General features: G+C 27.0%; 17 protein-coding genes. 12 read left to right on the forward strand and 5 right to left on the reverse strand.

What is annotated here, in order from left to right; translation table 11 throughout:
- Positions 1–8: 8 nt before the first annotated feature.
- Positions 9–323: a F0F1 ATP synthase subunit C gene (locus ACAN_RS03850; RefSeq protein ID WP_079579822.1), complete on the reverse strand. Its 315-nt coding sequence runs from the start codon at positions 321–323 to the stop codon at positions 9–11.
- A gap of 260 nt (positions 324–583) precedes the next feature.
- Here ACAN_RS03850 and ACAN_RS03855 point away from each other — a divergent pair, with 260 nt between their 5' ends.
- The 7 genes from ACAN_RS03855 to ACAN_RS03885 all read left to right on the forward strand — a co-directional run bounded on the left by ACAN_RS03855 (position 584) and on the right by ACAN_RS03885 (position 8,871).
- Positions 584–2,149 (forward strand): hypothetical protein, encoded by a 1,566-nt coding sequence (locus ACAN_RS03855; RefSeq protein ID WP_099334922.1) that lies wholly within the window; start codon positions 584–586, stop codon positions 2,147–2,149.
- Positions 2,150–2,319: 170 nt separating this feature from the next.
- On the forward strand, positions 2,320–3,672 hold the full coding sequence (locus ACAN_RS03860; protein ID WP_099334921.1) for an imelysin family protein: 1,353 nt from the start codon (positions 2,320–2,322) through the stop codon (positions 3,670–3,672).
- Positions 3,623–5,041, forward strand: coding sequence for a di-heme oxidoredictase family protein (locus ACAN_RS03865; protein ID WP_228269680.1), 1,419 nt, complete (start codon positions 3,623–3,625; stop codon positions 5,039–5,041). Before ACAN_RS03860 ends, ACAN_RS03865 begins: the two co-directional genes overlap by 50 nt.
- Positions 5,041–5,979 carry an imelysin family protein gene (locus ACAN_RS03870; protein WP_099334920.1) on the forward strand — a complete coding sequence of 313 codons (939 nt, stop codon included), beginning with the start codon at positions 5,041–5,043 and terminating at the stop codon, positions 5,977–5,979. The genes ACAN_RS03865 and ACAN_RS03870 overlap by 1 nt, the downstream gene beginning before the upstream one ends.
- Complete coding sequence (locus ACAN_RS03875; RefSeq protein WP_099334919.1) at positions 5,979–6,884, forward strand: sterol desaturase family protein; 906 nt, start codon at positions 5,979–5,981, stop codon at positions 6,882–6,884. The genes ACAN_RS03870 and ACAN_RS03875 overlap by 1 nt, the downstream gene beginning before the upstream one ends.
- Positions 6,881–8,050 carry a cytochrome-c peroxidase gene (locus ACAN_RS03880; protein ID WP_099334918.1) on the forward strand — a complete coding sequence of 390 codons (1,170 nt, stop codon included), beginning with the start codon at positions 6,881–6,883 and terminating at the stop codon, positions 8,048–8,050. Before ACAN_RS03875 ends, ACAN_RS03880 begins: the two co-directional genes overlap by 4 nt.
- Positions 8,051–8,163: 113 nt before the next feature.
- Positions 8,164–8,871 carry an SDR family NAD(P)-dependent oxidoreductase gene (locus ACAN_RS03885; RefSeq protein WP_099334917.1) on the forward strand — a complete coding sequence of 236 codons (708 nt, stop codon included), beginning with the start codon at positions 8,164–8,166 and terminating at the stop codon, positions 8,869–8,871.
- Positions 8,872–8,928: 57 nt separating this feature from the next.
- On the opposite strand, the gene ACAN_RS03890 is transcribed toward ACAN_RS03885, so the two are convergent.
- Positions 8,929–9,621 (reverse strand): GW dipeptide domain-containing protein, encoded by a 693-nt coding sequence (locus ACAN_RS03890; protein WP_099334916.1) that lies wholly within the window; start codon positions 9,619–9,621, stop codon positions 8,929–8,931.
- A gap of 134 nt (positions 9,622–9,755) precedes the next feature.
- Here ACAN_RS03890 and ACAN_RS03895 point away from each other — a divergent pair, with 134 nt between their 5' ends.
- Positions 9,756–11,087, forward strand: a complete 1,332-nt coding sequence (locus ACAN_RS03895; protein WP_099334915.1) for a TolC family protein — start codon at positions 9,756–9,758, stop codon at positions 11,085–11,087.
- Between the two features lie 6 nt (positions 11,088–11,093).
- Here the strand turns inward: ACAN_RS03895 and ACAN_RS03900 are convergent, their stop codons facing one another.
- The 3 genes from ACAN_RS03900 to ACAN_RS03910 are packed head-to-tail and all read right to left on the reverse strand — an operon-like array spanning position 11,094 to position 13,226.
- Positions 11,094–11,981 (reverse strand): DMT family transporter, encoded by an 888-nt coding sequence (locus ACAN_RS03900; protein WP_099334914.1) that lies wholly within the window; start codon positions 11,979–11,981, stop codon positions 11,094–11,096.
- Between the two features lie 59 nt (positions 11,982–12,040).
- The gene (locus ACAN_RS03905; RefSeq protein WP_099334913.1) at positions 12,041–12,820 is read right to left on the reverse strand and encodes an AraC family transcriptional regulator; all 780 of its coding nucleotides are present in this window, start codon (positions 12,818–12,820) and stop codon (positions 12,041–12,043) included.
- Between the two features lie 37 nt (positions 12,821–12,857).
- A complete protein-coding gene (locus ACAN_RS03910; protein WP_099334912.1) occupies positions 12,858–13,226 on the reverse strand; it encodes a Fur family transcriptional regulator in 369 nt (122 codons plus the stop codon).
- 116 nt (positions 13,227–13,342) lie between these two features.
- Between ACAN_RS03910 and ACAN_RS03915 the strand changes: the two genes are divergently transcribed.
- From ACAN_RS03915 to ACAN_RS03930, 4 genes are all read left to right on the forward strand, one after another.
- Positions 13,343–14,293 carry a metal ABC transporter solute-binding protein, Zn/Mn family gene (locus ACAN_RS03915; RefSeq protein WP_099334911.1) on the forward strand — a complete coding sequence of 317 codons (951 nt, stop codon included), beginning with the start codon at positions 13,343–13,345 and terminating at the stop codon, positions 14,291–14,293.
- 2 nt (positions 14,294–14,295) lie between these two features.
- A complete protein-coding gene (locus ACAN_RS03920; RefSeq protein ID WP_099334910.1) occupies positions 14,296–15,741 on the forward strand; it encodes a nickel/cobalt transporter in 1,446 nt (481 codons plus the stop codon).
- A gap of 83 nt (positions 15,742–15,824) precedes the next feature.
- The gene (locus ACAN_RS03925) at positions 15,825–17,159 is read left to right on the forward strand and encodes an MATE family efflux transporter (protein ID WP_099334909.1); all 1,335 of its coding nucleotides are present in this window, start codon (positions 15,825–15,827) and stop codon (positions 17,157–17,159) included.
- A 45-nt stretch (positions 17,160–17,204) separates the two neighbouring features.
- Positions 17,205–18,077 (forward strand): hypothetical protein, encoded by an 873-nt coding sequence (locus tag ACAN_RS03930; RefSeq protein ID WP_099334908.1) that lies wholly within the window; start codon positions 17,205–17,207, stop codon positions 18,075–18,077.
- Positions 18,078–18,106: the final 29 nt, after the last annotated feature.

Genomic DNA, 18,106 nt, shown 5'->3' on the forward strand with positions numbered 1-18,106 from the left:
TTTATAAATTACCCTAAGAATGGGTTTGCATATAAAGCAATCATAGCAATTACTAATGCATAAATAACCTGTGCTTCGATCATCGCTAATGCAATGAACATTGTAGTCATTAATTTTCCACCTAAACCTGGGTTTCTAGCAGTACCAGCAATTGTTGCAGCAGCAGTGTTACCCATACCAATAGCACCACCTAATGCAGCAAGTCCAAGACCAATACCAGCAGCTACTACAGAGTAAGCCTTTAAAGTTTCGTTTGCAACTGCACCATCAGCAGCGAATGCAGCACCAGCAATAGCTAGCATTAAAAGAACGATTTTTTTCATTCTATATTCCTTATTATTTTTTATTTTCAAAGTCTGTTCGGATAGCGTAACCTTAGAAAAACTAAAGCAACCTAAACATAAATGCCTAGATTTCCCTACTTATCACTTTGAGTGAGAAGATTATACATGAGAGTTTATTAATTTTTCTTTAGTTAATGTGTAAAAATATTATAAAATTACAAAATGTAACAAAGCATATTACTAATTTGATTTTTTTTAAAATTGCAGTATAATCTGTCTTAAAAAAACAAAGGACTTACATGAAAAGAGTTTTTCTTTTTTTCTTAGCATCTTTATTAATCTTTCTAGGTCTTTTATATGGTCTTTTATTTACTCCAACAGGTAACTCTTTAGTAGCTTCATATATACAAAAAAGTGCAAATGAAAATATCAATGCAGTTTTTAAAGTAAAAGAGTTTAGTTTAACAACTAGTAAAATTAAATTTGTTGCAACAATTGATGAAAATTCAGAAATTGATGTAATTGGTGACTTGGCGCTATTACAAAAACGAGTTGATTTAAATTATGAGGTAAATATAAAAGATTTATCAAAACTTGAAAAATTTACAAAACAGAAGTTAAAAGGTAGCTTTTATACAAAAGGAACAGTAGTTGGTGATGAAAAACTTACTAAAGTTAATGGGATAAGTAATATCTTTGATAGTAGTACATCTTATGATATAAAGCTTAAAGATTTTAAACCAAGTGATATAAAGTTTTTGATTACAAATGCTAAAATTAAAGATATTTTATATACTTTAAATCAACCTTCATATGCAAATGGATTAATAAGTATTGATGGTAAAATAAATAATCCAAATATTGCAAGTCTTGATGGAATTATTTCAACAGTAATTACAGATGGTCAAGTAAACAATGAAGTAGTAAATAAAGCTTTTAATCAAAACTTGATGGTTCCTTTAACATTTAAAGGTGATATTGTTACAAATTTAGAGCCAAATAAAGCAGTTTCGAAAATAGACTTTTTTACTTCTATGGCAAACTTACTAGTAAAAAAAGCAGTTGTTGATTTGAAAAGTATGAATATAAATAGTGATTATTTACTAAGTATTCCTGATTTGATAAATTTATATGATCTAACACAAACAAAAATGAGAGGATCAATAAATATAGATGGTGATATTGAAAAAACAGCTACACTAATGAAAGTCTCAGGGGCTTCAATGCTTTTAGATGGAAGTTTAGATTTTACATTATTAAATGATGATTTAAAAGCTGATATTAAAAATATAGATATTCAAAAATTAAATCATATGATGTACTATCCTGATTTTTTCACATCTAAAGCAAATGCAAATTTAATATATAATATCAAAAAGCAACAAGGTGATTTAGTAGCAACTCTTTTAAATGGACAATTTTTACCAAATGAGTTCTCAAAACTAATAAATACATTTGCTAAGTTTGATATTACAAGAGAAGTTTATGAAAGTATTGATGTTAAAAGTAATATTGACAAAAAAGTAATTAACTCAACTATAGATATGACTAGTAATTTAACACAAATAAATGTAACAAAAAGTGAAATTGATTTAGAAAAATCAGAAGTTGATGCATTAGTTAAAACTCAATTAAAAGGAGTTGAGTTTGATACTTTTATAACAGGAGATTTAAAAAGTCCAAAAGTTTCAGTAGACACAACAAACCTTTTAAAACTAAAACTAAAAAAAGAGAGTGAAAAAGTTATAAAAAAACACTCTAAAAAACTTGAAGAAAAACTAACTGAAAAGTTAGGAGAACAACAAGGTAAAAAAACAACTCAAGAGATAATCGAAGGATTTAGAAAATTTTTTGGAAATGAATAATTATAATAAAATAGAGTCTTCCTCTATTTTATTATTTCTTTGAAAACAGTACTTTTATACATACCTTATTCTATTTTGATAATCATTGTCACTTTTAAGTTACTCTTAAACTACATTTTGTTTTAATTTCATATTGATAATAAATATTAAAATTAAAAAAGGAAACATAAATGACATTTACAAAAACAAAAGTTCTTGTAGCTTCTCTTTCACTTGCTGCTACACTTGCACTTACAGGTTGTGCAACTTCACAAGTTAACACAAGCAATAATCAAGTAACTGCACAAGAGTTATTGAGTTCTTATTCAGATATTGCTTTAGCTAATTATAATGATGCATTAAAAGATGCAAAACAGTTAGATAAAGCAATAAATGACTTTGCAAATAACCCAACACAAGAAAATCTTGATATTGCAAAAGCAGCTTGGTTAAAATCAAGAGAATCATATGGTCAAACTGAAATCTTTAGACTTTCAAATGGTCCAATTGATGCAGAAGAGGGATGGGTAGCAGAAGCTTATGGTGCTTTAGAAGGACAAATCAATGCTTGGCCTCTTGATGAAAATATGATTGATTATACAATAGATGCAAATAATAAAAGAACATCTGGAAATATTATTGATACAAAGGGTGAATTTAATCCAGGTGGTGAAGAAAGTACAGTTGTAAATGTAAAAAATATTACTGTAGATGCATTAACTGCACTTAATGAAAATGGTGGAGAAGCAAATGTAAGTACAGGTTACCATGCTATTGAGTTTTTATTATGGGGACAAGACCAAGATTACTCTAACTTTATAAAAGATTCAATTACAAATGGTGCATTAGTAGCTGGGCAAAGACCTTTAAGTGATTTTACATCTGATAAAGATGCTAAAAGAAGACTTGATTATTTAAAAGCTACTAGTAAAAAAATTGTTTCTGATTTACAAACTGTAACTTCTGCTTGGAAAAAAGAGATAAATGGAAATACAGGTTTATATCAAGCTGCACTTTTAGGAAAACTAAAAGGTGAAAATGCATCTAAAAATATTGATGAAAAAACTGCATTAAGACAAATCTTTGCTGGTATGGGTGTATTTGTTAAATCAGAACTTGCAAATGAAAGAATTGCAGTTGCTGTATTAACTCCAAGTGAAGAAGATGAACACTCTTGCTTCTCTGATAATACACACAGAGATATTGTTGCAAACTATAAAGGTTTCAAAAATGTATTAATGGGAACATATAATGGAATGTCATATGGAAAAGCACCAATTAATATGTTAGATAATGAAACAAAAGATAGAATTCTAAATCTTATGGCTTCAATTGAAGATAAAATTGCAAACATAGATGCAATAGCAAAAACTTCAAGACACTTTGATTATCAAATTAGACCAAGTGACCCACAAGCAAAAGTTATAGTAAAACTTAAAAATCAACTAAGAAAACTTGGTGATGAGATGGTTAATGTAGCTAAGGCAAATGGTGTTGAATTATCAAATGATGATGTTACAGATCCAGAAGAAACAAAACTTTAATTTTTCTGTAAAAAAAGTAGTATTATTAAAAAGTCTTGTAGCAATATTGGCTACAGGGCTTTTTGCCGTTAATAATGCTTCTGATATTTACACTGAAAAATTGAGTAAAAATAGTATATTTAAACCAATAAAAGGTTTAAATAATAAACAGTATGATCAATATATCTTAGGGAAAAGTTTTTTTAGAATTCCTTGGGTTGAGTCACCAAGTGCAACAACTGCAAGAGATGGACTTGGACCTTTATATAATGCAAATACATGTATCTCATGTCATCCTGCAAATGGACGAGGAACTTTATATAAAAAAAATAGCAATAATCTTTCAAGAGCTTTAGTAGTAAGACTTTCAATTCCTTCAAATAATACTAAAGAACATAAAGAGTATATGCATAAAAATGGTTTTGTTCCTGAGCCAAATTATGGGGCTCAATTATCAATAAATGGTGTACATGGTGTAATGTTTGAGGGAAGACCTAATTTAAAGTTTGAAGAAGTAAAAGTTACTTTTCCTGATAAAGAAGTTGAAACATTACTAAAACCTACTTATCTTTTAGAAGATTTAAATTATGGAAAACTTCATAAAGATGCAACTATATCTTTTAGACTTGCTCCAACACTTATGGGAATGGGCTTAATTGAACTAATACCAGATGAAGCAATTTTAGCAAATGAAGATATTGATGATAAAGATGGTGATGGAATATCTGGAAAAGCAAATAAAGTATATTCTTCATTGACAAATAAAATTGAACTTGGTAGATACACTTGGAAAGCAAGTGCAGCAACAGTAGTTGAACAAATTGCGAATGCAATGCACAATGATATGGGACTTACAACTCCTTTACATCCCAATGAAAACTGTACAAAAACACAAAAAAAGTGTAATGAAGCACCAAAAGATATGAGATATGAGTTTGATGTTCCTCAAAATAGACTAGATGCGGTTGAGTTTTATTTGTCAAATCTAAGGGTTTATAAACCAAAAGAAGATGAAGAGTTTAAAAAAGGATTAGAACTATTTAAAAAAGTTGGATGTGCTTCTTGTCACATTACCAGTTTTGAAACAAAAATTGGAACAATTAGACCATACTCTGATTTTTTACTTCATGATATGGGTGAAGAGTTAGCTGATGGAAGAGTTGAGTTTGAAGCAACAGGAAGTGAGTTTAGAACACCTTTACTTTGGGGATTGGCACTACATGAAAAAATCAATGGTGAAAAGCCAAGACTTTTACATGATGGAAGAGCAAGAACTTTTCAAGAAGCTATTTTATGGCATGGTGGTGAGGCTTCTAAAGTTAAACAAACATATATGAACTTACCAAAAGAAAAAAGAGAAGAATTAATTAAATTTTTAGGAAAATTATAATGAGAAAAATCGTTTTATTATTGGTATTTGTAATCTCTTTTGCATTTTCAAATACATTGACAAATATAGTAAAAAATATATCACTACCAAATGTAAATAATGCAATAGAAGATTTAAACAATTTAAAAAAGAGTTATAGCAAAGATGATTTTAAAAAACTTGTAAAATCATGGAAAAAAGTACAAGCAGTTTATCTAGCAGGAACTATCAATGAAGACTATATTGATACTCCAAGATATGTGGATATTTTCCACTATGGAAATGAAGATATTACTGTTCAGTTAAATAGAGCTATAAAATCAACTGATGATGCAAAAATAGAGTTATTTAGAAACTCTACAAAAAGTATTAATGCAGTTGAATATATGCTTTTTAAAGATGAAACTTTATCAAAAAGAGATAAAGAGCTTTTAGATGTAATGTTTGAAGCAATAAGTTCACACTTAAATGATATTAAAAATGTTTATTCAAACTTTTTAAAAGGTGAAGAAAGAGATGAAAAATGGGGAAATGCAGCTATTATTAATATCTTGATTGATTCTACTTATAAATTAAAAGAGTGGAGAGTTGGTGACCCAGCTGGATACTCAAGAAAATATAAAGATAATCCAGATAATAAAAGAGGTGAGTACTATTTATCAAAACAAAGTTTTGCAGCAATTAAAGCAATCTTAGATGCACACAATCAAATTATAGGTGAACAAAAGTATAAAAACTTTGCAACTATGGCTATTGATGGTGGAGCAAAAAAACAAGTATTAGAAGTAAGAAAAGTATTAGATGAATCATATAAAGAGTTAGCAAAACTAAAAAAAGATGATTTTACAAATGCAAAAGCACTATTTGAAGCTTTAAGTAAGTTCCATAATGCTTATTATTTATCACTTATTGAAGAGTTGTCTGTAACTGCAAAAATCTTAGATGCGGATGGTGACTAGTGGATTTTTTTGCACTTGAGTATTTTATAAACCCAAACAAAAGAGTATATTGGGGGTTTTTGCTAAGTTCTTTAGTAATTACATTTATATATATTTATTTGAAAAAAGATAGTAATTCTAAAATACTATTTTCTTCAAAGCTTTGGTGGCACCCAAGTGCAAGACTTGATTATAGTTATTTTTTAATTTCTTATTTTATCAAACTATTTATGATTTATCCTGTGGTTATAAGTGCAAAAACAATAGCTTTAAAAGTTAATTATACTATGAGTGAACAGTTTGGATACTTTTTTACAAACTCATTTTCTTATGAAACTATTATGATTTTGTACACAATCACACTTTTTACAGTAAGTGATTTTACAAGATACTGGACACATAGGTTTTTACATACAATTCCATTTTTATGGCACTTTCATAAGGTGCATCATAGTGCAAAGGTATTGAATCCTTTGACTTTTTATAGGGTACATCCTATTGAAAATATACTTTTTGGGTTTAGATACTCAATAAGTATAGGGCTTGTGACAGGAGTGTTTATTTACTTTTTTGGAGCAATGCTTAGCGTGTATGATATTTTTGGAGTAAATGTATTTGTATTTGTGTTTTCACTACTTGGCTCAAACCTTAGACATTCACATGTGAAATTTAAGTATTTTTCATGGTGTGAAAAATGGCTAATTTCTCCATATATGCATCAAATACACCATAGTACAAAGCATTTGGATAGAAACTATGGTGGATATTTGGCTATATGGGATAGGGTATTTAATACCCTTACCTTATCAAATGAGGTAAAAAATATAAAATTTGGACTAAGAAAGGAACAAATGGGCGATTATGATTCTTTATTGAAGCTTATTTATACACCTTTTTTAACTTTAATACAAAGGAAAAAGATATGAGATATCTAAAAATGATTGGTTTTTCTTTGATTGCATTAATAATAGCAGGATGTAATCAAACTCCTACAATGTCAAAAAAAGAATTGGCAAAACTACAACTAGAAAAAGAACAATTAGGAAAAGTTCTATTTTTTGATAAAAATTTATCTAAAAATAGAACTCAAAATTGTGCAACATGCCACAATCCAGAAAGAGGATTTGCTGATGATAGAGATAATGGCGTAGGAAAGATGGCATCACTTGGAGATGACAATAAATCACTTGGAGATAGACAAGCTCCAACAGCATCATATGCTATGTTTTCACCAAAATTTCACTATGATGAAAAAAATAAAAAATATATTGGTGGACAATTTTGGGATGGAAGAGAAGGAACATTAGCTGGACAAGCAGGTGGACCACCACTAAACCCAATAGAGATGGGAATGCCAAGTAAAGAAGCTGTTGTAAATAGACTTAAAGAAAATGAGTATTATATACAAAAATTTAAAGAGATTTATGGTGATGATATCTTCAAGTCAAATGAAAAAGCGTTTTTTGCTATGACTGATCTTATTGAAGCTTTTGAGATGACTAAAGAGTTTGCACCTTTTGACTCAAAATATGATAGATACTTAAAAGGCGAATATGACCTAACTGTATTAGAAGATTTAGGGCGTTCAATATTCTTCTCAAACAACAATAACTCTTGCGCAAATTGTCATGTATTAAAAGGTGAAGATAAAGAGGGTGAAACTTTTACAAACTATGAATATCACAACATAGGAACACCAATAAACCATGAATTAAGAGCCAAAAATGGAACAACTGCAATAGATAATGGACTTTTAAATAACCCAGCTGTAACAGACGAAAAACAAAAAGGTAAATATAAAGTTCCAACACTAAGAAATGTAGCAGTTACAGGACCATATATGCATAATGGTGTATTTAAAGACCTAAGAACAGTTGTAGAGTTTTATGATAAATACAACAATAAAGATAGAAAAATAAACCCAGAAACTGGCAAACCATGGCAAGATCCAGAAGTAGAAGAAACAATCTCACTTGAAGAGCTTAAAGCCAACAAACTAATAGATAGAAAAGTAGAAGCACTTGTAGCTTTTATGAAACTACTAACTGACAAAAGATACGAACACCTACTAGAAGAAAACGAAAATAAATAATCAAAAGGTTAAAGCCTTTTGATTATTTGCAATTTATTTATAAAAATCATATATTTAAGAGTTTTGAAACCAAGTGGCTTATATACTTTATTTATAAAAGTAGGGAGAGTATTATGAATAAAAAAAGAGTTTTGATAACTGGTGGAAATAAAGGTATTGGTTTAGCTGTATCAAGAGCTATGTTAGAGCTTGGGCATGAGGTTATTATGCTTGCAAGGGAGTTTGAAACTTGTCCTTTAGTTGGGGTAAAAGATGTAACTGCTGTTGAGTTTGATTTATCAAAGCTTGAAGATTTACCAGCACTTGCAAAAGAGATTGGTGATATTGATATTTTGATAAACAATGCAGGTTATATGCAACCTAAATATACATATGACAACTATCCTGTTGAAGCAAGAAATGATATTATGAATGTGGATTTATATGCTCCTATTGAACTTATGAATCTATTTTGTGAGCATATGAAAAAGCAAAAATATGGAAGAATAGTAAATACAGCTTCAATTGCTGGACAAGTAGGGCATCCTGATGTTTGGTATGGTATTGCAAAAGCTGGACTTATAAATGCTACAAAAATCTATGGAAAACTTTTAGGTGCACATGGTATTACTGTAAATTGTGTAGCTCCAAGTCCAACAGAAACAGATATGCAAAAAGATAATTCAGAAGAGAGAAAAAAAGAGTTTAAAAAGACAGTTGCCACAGGTAGATTTGCTCAGCCAGAAGAAGTAGCAAAAGCAATTGTTTGGTTAGCAACAGATTGTCCAGAATATATCAATGGTATTTGCCTTGATATAAACAACTGCTCATATCCTAGATAAAACTAAATAGCTAGAGTTATTCTAGCTATTTTGATTGTTTAGTATCTAGCTTAAATCTTAAAGTTTTGTAAACTTTGCATTTACACCTATTATTTGGTATTTAAAACCATAGCCATAATCAACATCTGTATTAATTGTCCCTATAACTTCTACTTTGTCACCTTTTTTTACTTTTTCATCTGCATTTGGTGATCTAAAGATTATAGAGTCATTTGTACCTTTGATTTTAACCCATGTATTTCCAAGTACTTTATTTGATACTTGTACTACTTCACCTTGGATTTGTACATTTTTATTTTTAAAGGCATCTTTTTTTTCAAAAAGCTTTGCAATTGTTGTTTTGATTGGTTTATCTTTTGATACTACAATTTCATCAAATTTTGGATTGGGTTTTTCACCTTTTGTCATCTGTCCATGAATTCCATGCACATTATTTGTTCCATGAATTGCTTTTTTTGCATTTGGCATCTCTGCAAACATTACTTTGTCAAATGTTCTATTTAATGCAGTACTTTTAAAGTCTGTCATCCACATTTGTTCACTAACTTTAATAGTTTCACCAACTATTAGTTTTGTAGCTGGAACTGCTGCCCAGTAGTTTTTATCTTTATCTTGAATTTTTACATATGTGTAGCTACCCGCATCTTTAAATTCTAAAACTTTTCCCTCATGAATTATATCTTTCTTTGCAAAAGCTGTATTTACACTCAATAATACACCAACACAGCCAATTGTTATTTTTTTTAACATTCTTTTTCCTTAGTAAAAATTGCCTTCCCTTGTTTGAATTTTATATTAATTAAACTTTATAAATTCTTTTTAGTTTAACTTTATAAAGTTTTGCTTATAATATAAAGACAAAACATACAAATATAAGGTTTTAAATGAAAATAAAACTTATTTTATTTTTTTTTATGTTTACTCTTTTTTTTAAACTTTTTGCTCAAGATATAGAAAATAGAATAGATTTAAAATCACTTTTTTTACTATCTTTAGAACAAGAAAAAGAAAAAAGTATCAAAAATAATAATTTAATAGTAAATAATAATAGATTTTTTATAGATAATCAAAGATTAATAAATGGATTATATTCTCAAAGCAACTACAATTCACTAACAGTTTTAATACAACTTTTATATACAAATCATGATATTTTAAAAAGTAAGCAAAGCAAATATCTTTTAGATAGTGTATTATATGCAAAATATGAGGGTCTTAAAGAAGCTACTTTATATGAAATATCTAAGCTTTATTTTAAGATTTTAAACTTAAAAAAGCAACTGCAATTGAATATGAAAAGAGAAAAACTTTTAAGACAAACTCTAGAGTTTGCAAAAGAGAGAGAAAAAATAGGCATAAATATCAGTGAAGATTTGAAAAGTTTATATTTACAACTAAGAAATGTAAGTGTTGATAGAATAAAGATTTATGAAGAAAAAGCTAAATTAAAACAAATGCTAAAATTACTGCTTGGAAAAGAGTTTGATAATTTCAATTTAAAAGATTATGATTTAAAAAGTGATGAATTTTTAACAAAAAATGAATCAATGATTTTTTATGTAAATACCAAAGAAAAATTAAATAGAATCTCAAATAAATTAGCTTCAAAATACATAGATGAAAATATACAAATCTCAGTAATGCAAAGTTTATTAAATAGTAAAAAAGATAAAGCAAAACAAGATGAGTACACACAAGAGCTTTTAAAAAAATCTAAAACAGTAGATGAAGTGATAAATGAACATAAAAATTCAAATACCAATAAACCTTGGAATGAAGAGGATTTTGATAAGATTGTAAGAGAAAAGCTTCCTTTATATATGAATGCAAAGGTTACTTTGAAAAATAATCAAAATAAAAAAGAAGTTAAGAATTTGAAATTAACAATCAAAAATCAAAAATCAAGAATTCATAATACAATTTCTAAAAACTTTCACTATTTAATTTCAAATTACAAAACAATAAATAACTCAAAAATATCAAATAAAAATGCTCAAAGAAACTATATATTAAATGAAAAGATGTACAAAAAAGGTGATATCTCCTTAGATACACTTTTAAGTGCACAAAAAAATATGATTATCTCTTTATTAAATAAATATAACGCTAGATATGAATATTTACAAGATATTGTAGCAATATATTATAATACAGGTAAAATTAAAGCTTTTGCATATGATGGAATAAAAAATGAGTTTGAAAATAGTATCTTTTAAAGATAACTATTTTCTACGAATTTTTATATTATTTAGTATTTTAACTGCAAATAAAGTCATTATAGTTCCTATAATTATTGACAAACTAATATGCTCTTTTAAAAATATAGCACTAAATAAAATAGCAAAAAATGGTACTAAAAATATAAAAGTACTTACTTCATTTGCTCCAAGTTTTTCTATTCCTAAAAAGTAAACAGTTGTAGCAAAAGTTGTTGATATAACAGAAACAATAAAAAGGTTAATCCAAAATATATAATCAAAACCTTCATAGTTTATATTTTTAAAATCTACAAAGAAAATACTTACTAATATAGTCATTATTAAATACATATAAAAAGTAAATACCATTGGTGATGTTTTTGTACTTTTTGAACTAATAATTGTTAAAATAGGCCATAATATTGATGCCATTAAAAAATACATATTTTCAGTTGTAAAGATTTGTGCTGCATTAAAAGTCCAAACATGAAGCATAGTTAATACTCCAATTCCACCAAGAATCAATGCAAATATATCTTTTTTTAATACTCTTTTTTTATAAAAAATTGCCATAAATAAAAAAGTATTTATAGGTATCAAAGTTGTTACAAGGGCACCACCTAAACTAGCAGTTCCATATTTTGTTCCTAAAAAATAACATTTCATATATGCAATCATCACTATTGAAGTTATTATGCAAAGAAGCAAACTCTTTTTATTTATATAAAAGTATTTTCTTGCAAAAACAAGCACAGGTGCTAAAGTAATAAGAGTAAAGGCATTTCTAAAAAATATCATCTCATATTCATTTATATATGAACTTAATACTTTTGCATTGACCCATGAAGCGCCCCATCCTGCCATTGCAAATATCATAGTAATATAAAATATATTTTTATTTGATTGTGTCATATATCTTCTTTTTATTTTTAATATAACAAAAATAAAAATATAATTATAGAATAAAATTGCTATTTTTTATTGAGCATTGAGGGTGTATAACCATAAAGCTTTTTAAAGTTTCTTGTAAAGTGTGATTGGTCGTTGAATCCTACTTGTAAACTAGCCTGAGATAAACTTACATCATTTTTTATAAGTTTGATGGCTTTATTTATTCTTTGATTAATAACAAAATTGTGAGGTGTTATTCCAAACTCTTTTTTAAATACTCTTAAAAAATGGTATTTACTCATATTTGAATTTCTAGCTAATTGTTCTAGGTTAAAATCTGTATCTAGATTATCACATATAAATTCATAGCTATTTTTTACAACTCTTTTATCATCAAAGATATTTTCAAAACTCTTTTTTGTATGAGAAGTATAGTTTAAAATCAAGTAAGATAATGCATCTACTAAACTACTTTGAATAAGTAAAATATCTTCATTGTTATAATAATTCATAAAAAAATTATGCAATTTAAAAAATAGTATTTTATCACTAAAAACATGTTTTTGAAAAATAGGTATTTTCTTTTCAAAAAATATATCTTCATATATATTTGAAAGTAGTTCTACACTTGGATAAAAATTTGAGTGTGACCATGCACTTGATACTCCTCCATGAAGTTCTCCTGGGTTATTTACCCTTGATGTGTATTTAAAAGAATCATATTTTTGATTAGTATTAAAAGATTTTAATACCCCATCATAAGTTATTCCAATTGTATATGTATCATGAAAGTGTTTTGAGAAGTTGTTATTTGAAAGTTTTACACATTCAAAAGTTGTATTTTCTAATAGTTTATTCATATAAAAATTCTAAGTTAAATTAAAATTGAATATAGAGTTATTTGTCTAAACATTCTGGACAAATACCTTTTATAATAATATTATCAATCTCATGCTTTGCTAGATTAAAATCAATATTTTGAGAGATACACTCAATATTTGAACACTTGCAACAAATAAAGTGTGCATGAGGATTGTTTTGAATCTCATAATATCTTTTTTTATCATTTGATTCAAAGCTACTTATGATATGTTCATCTTCAAATTTTGTTATATTTCTATAAAAAGTTGCTTTATCCATAGAAAGATTACTTTTTATATCATCATAACAAATAGGTTTATTTGAACTCATAAGTATCTCAAGAATTGCTTTTCTTGCTGTTGTTAATTTTAAGTTTTTTTCATTTATCAATTTTTCTATATTCATAGGTAAGATTATATCGATAAATTTTTAAAATATTATTAGAAGATGCAACTAAGTTGCGTTAAAGTTTTGATATATTATTATTCCACAAATGCAACTCGATTGCAAAAGGAGAAAAAATGAAAAAGTTATTTATTGCAATTTTAGCACTTAGTAGTGTTGTTTTTGCAAAAGAAGTTACAGTGAGTATTTTGCCTCAAAAATATATAGTTGAAAAGATTGCAAAAGATAAAATTGATGTAAATGTGATGGTTAAACCAGGTTTTTCACCTGCAACATATGAACCAAAAACTTCTCAAATGAGAAAACTTGCAAAATCAGAAGTTTATTTTGCTATTGGAGTTCCTTTTGAAAAAGTTTGGTTAGAAAAATTTAAAAATACAAATGAAAATTTAAATATCATAGATACATCAGTAGGAATAAAAAAACTTCCAATGGCAAAACATGAGCATCATGATGAAGATGAACATGACCATGAAGCCCATCACGAAGAGGAACATGATGAGCATGCACACCATGAAGATGAACATGACCATGATGAGCATCATGAACACGAAAATGAGCATGAAAGCCATGAACACACAGGGCTAGACCCACATATTTGGCTAGATCCTATTTTAGTTAAAACACAAGCAAAAAATGTTTATAAAACTTTAGTTGATATTGATTCAAAAAATAAAGATTTTTACAAAAAAAATTATGAGAATTTTATAAAAGAACTAGATGGGCTTTATTTGGAAATAAAAACTATTTTAAAACCTGTAAAACATAAAGCATTTATGGTATTTCATCCATCTTGGGGATATTTTGCTAAAAGATTTGATTTAGAACAAATTGCTGTTGAGGTTCAAGGAAAAGAACCAAAACCAAATCAATTAGTTGAACTAATCAATGAAGCAAAAGAGCATAATATTAAAGTTGTATTTGTAGCACCACAGTTTTCTCAAAAAAGTGCAAAGGTTATTGCTTCAAATATCAAAGGTGATGCAGTTGTGATGAATCCTCTTGAAGAAAATTTAAAAGAATCATTAATTAAAACTGCAAAACAAATAGTTAGTTCGTATAAGTAAAAATGCTTAAATTTATACTATCGTTTCTTCTTACACAAAGCATAGTTTTTGCTTGTGCTTTGTGTAGTGTTTACTCTCCCCAAACAAAAGTAGCTATAAATGTAAACTCAACAGATACAAAAATTAAATCAATTGATGTTAAGTGGGTTATCACAAAAGAGTTTACTGACCAATTAAAACAAATATATGATACAAATTTAGATAATAAACTTGATGAATATGAGATGAAGTTTATTCAAAAAGCCTTAGTTGATTATGCTTCAATAAAAAATTTTATGACACATATCTCATATGGAGAAGTTATAGATAAACAAAATTCTGATTTGGTAAAAGTAAGCTCTTATGAAGCAAAAATAATTGATGGAATACTTCACTTTTTTTATACTATTGATGTAGATTATGATATAAAAAACGATTATGCTTTATATATTAAAATAAACGATGATGAAAACTATTTTGTTTTGCTATTAGAAAAAAATTATCTTAATTTTAAAAATAAAGCAAAAATTTCTAAGATAGTAGATACTCAAAGTGTAATATTTCATATTGCAAATGCAACAACTAATGAAAAAGCAAAACATACAGAAGAAAAAATTGTAAAAAAAGAAGAAATAAAAAAAGAAAATTTAAAAGCAAAACAAGAAAAAGAGCAAACTTTACTTGATAAGTTTGTGCAAAAAGTAAAAAAGTATTTAGTTGCAGTACAAAAAGGTGATAATTTAGCACTATTTACACTTCTTTTTGTCTCTTTTATATATGGAATAATTCATGCTTTAGGTCCAGGTCATGGAAAAACTTTAGCATTTTCATATTTTACTTCAAACAAAAGTTCATACTCAAAAGCTTTTATAATTTCACTTGCCTCAGCATTTGTTCATATAATAGGAGCTTTAATATTAGTATCAATTTCAGTTTTTATACTTCAATCTGTATTAAATAGCTTTGTAAGTGATAGTGTGAAAATACTTACTCAAATTTCAGCTGTTATGATAATGCTTTTAGCTTCTTATATACTACTTCAAAAGTTAAATAACAAAGGCTGTTCTTGTAGTTCGTGCAGTACAAAAAACAGTAATGCCATATCTTTTAGTACTACAAACAATAATACTTTACTTAAAGCAAATGATAAAATTGATTTTCAAAATCTAAAAAGAAAAAAAAGAAGTGATTTATACTTTGTATTAACTGCTGGTCTTATTCCTTGCCCTGGTACAGTGATTTTATTTATATATGCGTTTATTTTGAAAACATATTTTGCAGTACTATTAGCCTCAATTGCAATTAGTTTTGGTATGGGACTTGTGATATTTGCAAGTTCATTTTTAGGAGTAAGCTTACACAAACTAAGCTCTAAATCACATAGATTTACATATATATTAGAGATTATTTCTCCTATTATTATGTTTATTCTTGGATTATTCTTACTATTTAGTTCTAACTCATTATAAGACTAGTTTTTCTAGTCTTATAGTATTTACCCTTTGTTAAGGTTTGAGGGATATAATCTCGTATATTTTATATGAGGTCTAAAATGCTAACAACAAAGCCTATAAGGGTTTTTTTTAAATATGCTATTCCTTCTATCTTAGGTTTATTAGCTATATCATCTGCTGGAATTATTGATGGGTATTTTGTAGGAAACTATGTAGGTCCTACTGCACTTGCAGCGATGAATATGAGCTATCCTATTATTACTATTATTATAGGTTTTTCATTTATGTTTGCTGTTGGAAGCAGTGTAATTTGTGGAAAATTAATGGGAGAAAATAACTTAAAAGAAGCAAATAATATCTTTTCAAAATCTATAATTTTTATTATTTTTTCATCTATTTTATTGGCATTATTATTATATTTTAATTTAGATAATATCTTTAGTCTATTTAATGCAAAAGAGGATTTAAAAAATCTTACTGTTACTTATTTATCAATAATCGTATTTTTTATGCCAATATTGATGGTTGCAATTGTACTTGATTTTTTTGTAAGAGTTGATGAACAACCAAACTTAGCTTTTTTTGCTTTATTTTCAAGTGCAATAGCTAATATAGTTCTTGATTATATTTTTGTAGTGCAATATGAGTTTGGTATACAAGGAGCTGCATATGCAACAGGAATTTCTCAAGCATTTATTTTTTTTATACTTTTGCCTTATTTTTTATCAAAAAAATCAAGCTTTAGTTTTATAAAGCCATATGGAAACTTTAGCTCAATCTTTAAAGCAATGAAAAATGGCTCTTCTGAGTTTATAAATGAATCATCAGCAGGTATTACAGTAATTATTTTTAACTATATAATGCTACAAAAATTTGGAACTTTTGGAGTAACAGCTTATACTATAATTGGATATTTTATTACTATTAGTTTGATGATAAATTTTGCAATAGCTGATTCAATGCAACCTGTAATAAGTAAAAACTTTGGAGCATTAAATTATCTAAGAATAGATAAATTTTTAAAGATTGCTTCAATTTTTTTAATTTCTATTGCAGTAGTTTTAGTAACTTTTATACTGAGTTATCCAGATATTTTAATAGAGCTTTTTTTAGAAGGTGAACATAAAAAAGATATTGAAAATCTAACTTTACAATTTATATATTACTCATGGCCAGCTTTTTTATTTTCTGGAATTAGTATATTGATTACATCATACTTTACTTCAATTCAAAAACCATTTTATTCTATTATTATTGCAATATCAAGAAGTTTTATTTTTCCAATATCTTTGATAATCATATTGCCAATTTATATAGGAAATATAGGGATATTTGTAACTTTAGCACTTAGTGAATTTTTTACTTTTTTAATTGCTATTTATCTATTTTTGAAAAAAAGAGAGAAAATGCCTACACTTTTAATAACAAATTAAATTATTTTAAACTAAAATACCATAAATTATAATTAGGTTATAAAAATGGGCAATACATATAATGTAATAGAAGCAGGAGTTATTCAATGCGCTTGTGGAGGAAAAGTAACACTTAAATCAACAGCAAAAGTAGAACGAATAGCAGGAGCAAAGCCTTTATACCTAAAAGATATAATAGGAGCCCCAGTAGCTTGCCCAAGAAGTAAAAATAAATGTACAAAAGTAGCTTCAATATCAACAGCAGGGACAGAAACAAATGTAAAATCAACTGCTAATCATTTTTTATTAAGAACAGATGGATTTAAAACAGATAAAGGAAGATCAGTTGTATTAAAAGCACCAGGACAAACAACTTCAAAAATAATTGCCCCACCAAGTATAGAAAATGAAGATGTAATTGCAAATGAAAAAATGATAGAAGAAGAATATGTAAAACAAGAAGATAAAACTATAGAAAATTATGAACTTTATTTAATAAGAAAATCACAAGATATATATAAACCAATAAGACCCTCAAGAGGATTTAGAAAAGCAGATGAAACCTATGTAAGTAATAAAGAAGAATCAGAATTTGATAATATATATTCTCATACCTTAGCTTTTGTATATGTTGTAAAAGGAAGTGAATATTCAGAATATAAAATTTATAATAATGGCGGAATAAATGCAGAAGAATTAAAAGATATTCAGTATCAAGATACAAAAACTGAAATAATAAGAAAATTTATTCCACTTAAAGAAAAAAGTTCATATCAAATCTATTATAGTAATTTCAAATTAAATAACCTAAGCGATATACAAAAACTTCCTGAAGTAAAAATAGATACCAAATCTCTAGATAGTAAAAGTGGAATTTATATAAAAGATATAGATAGTATAAATAAAAATGAAATTGAACAAAAACTTTTAGATGTATAAAAAAGTAAAAATGAAGAAAAAAATTTAAA

It is taken from the genome of Malaciobacter canalis, from assembly GCF_008000835.1.
GTDB classification, from domain to species: Bacteria; Campylobacterota; Campylobacteria; order Campylobacterales; family Arcobacteraceae; genus Malaciobacter; species Malaciobacter canalis.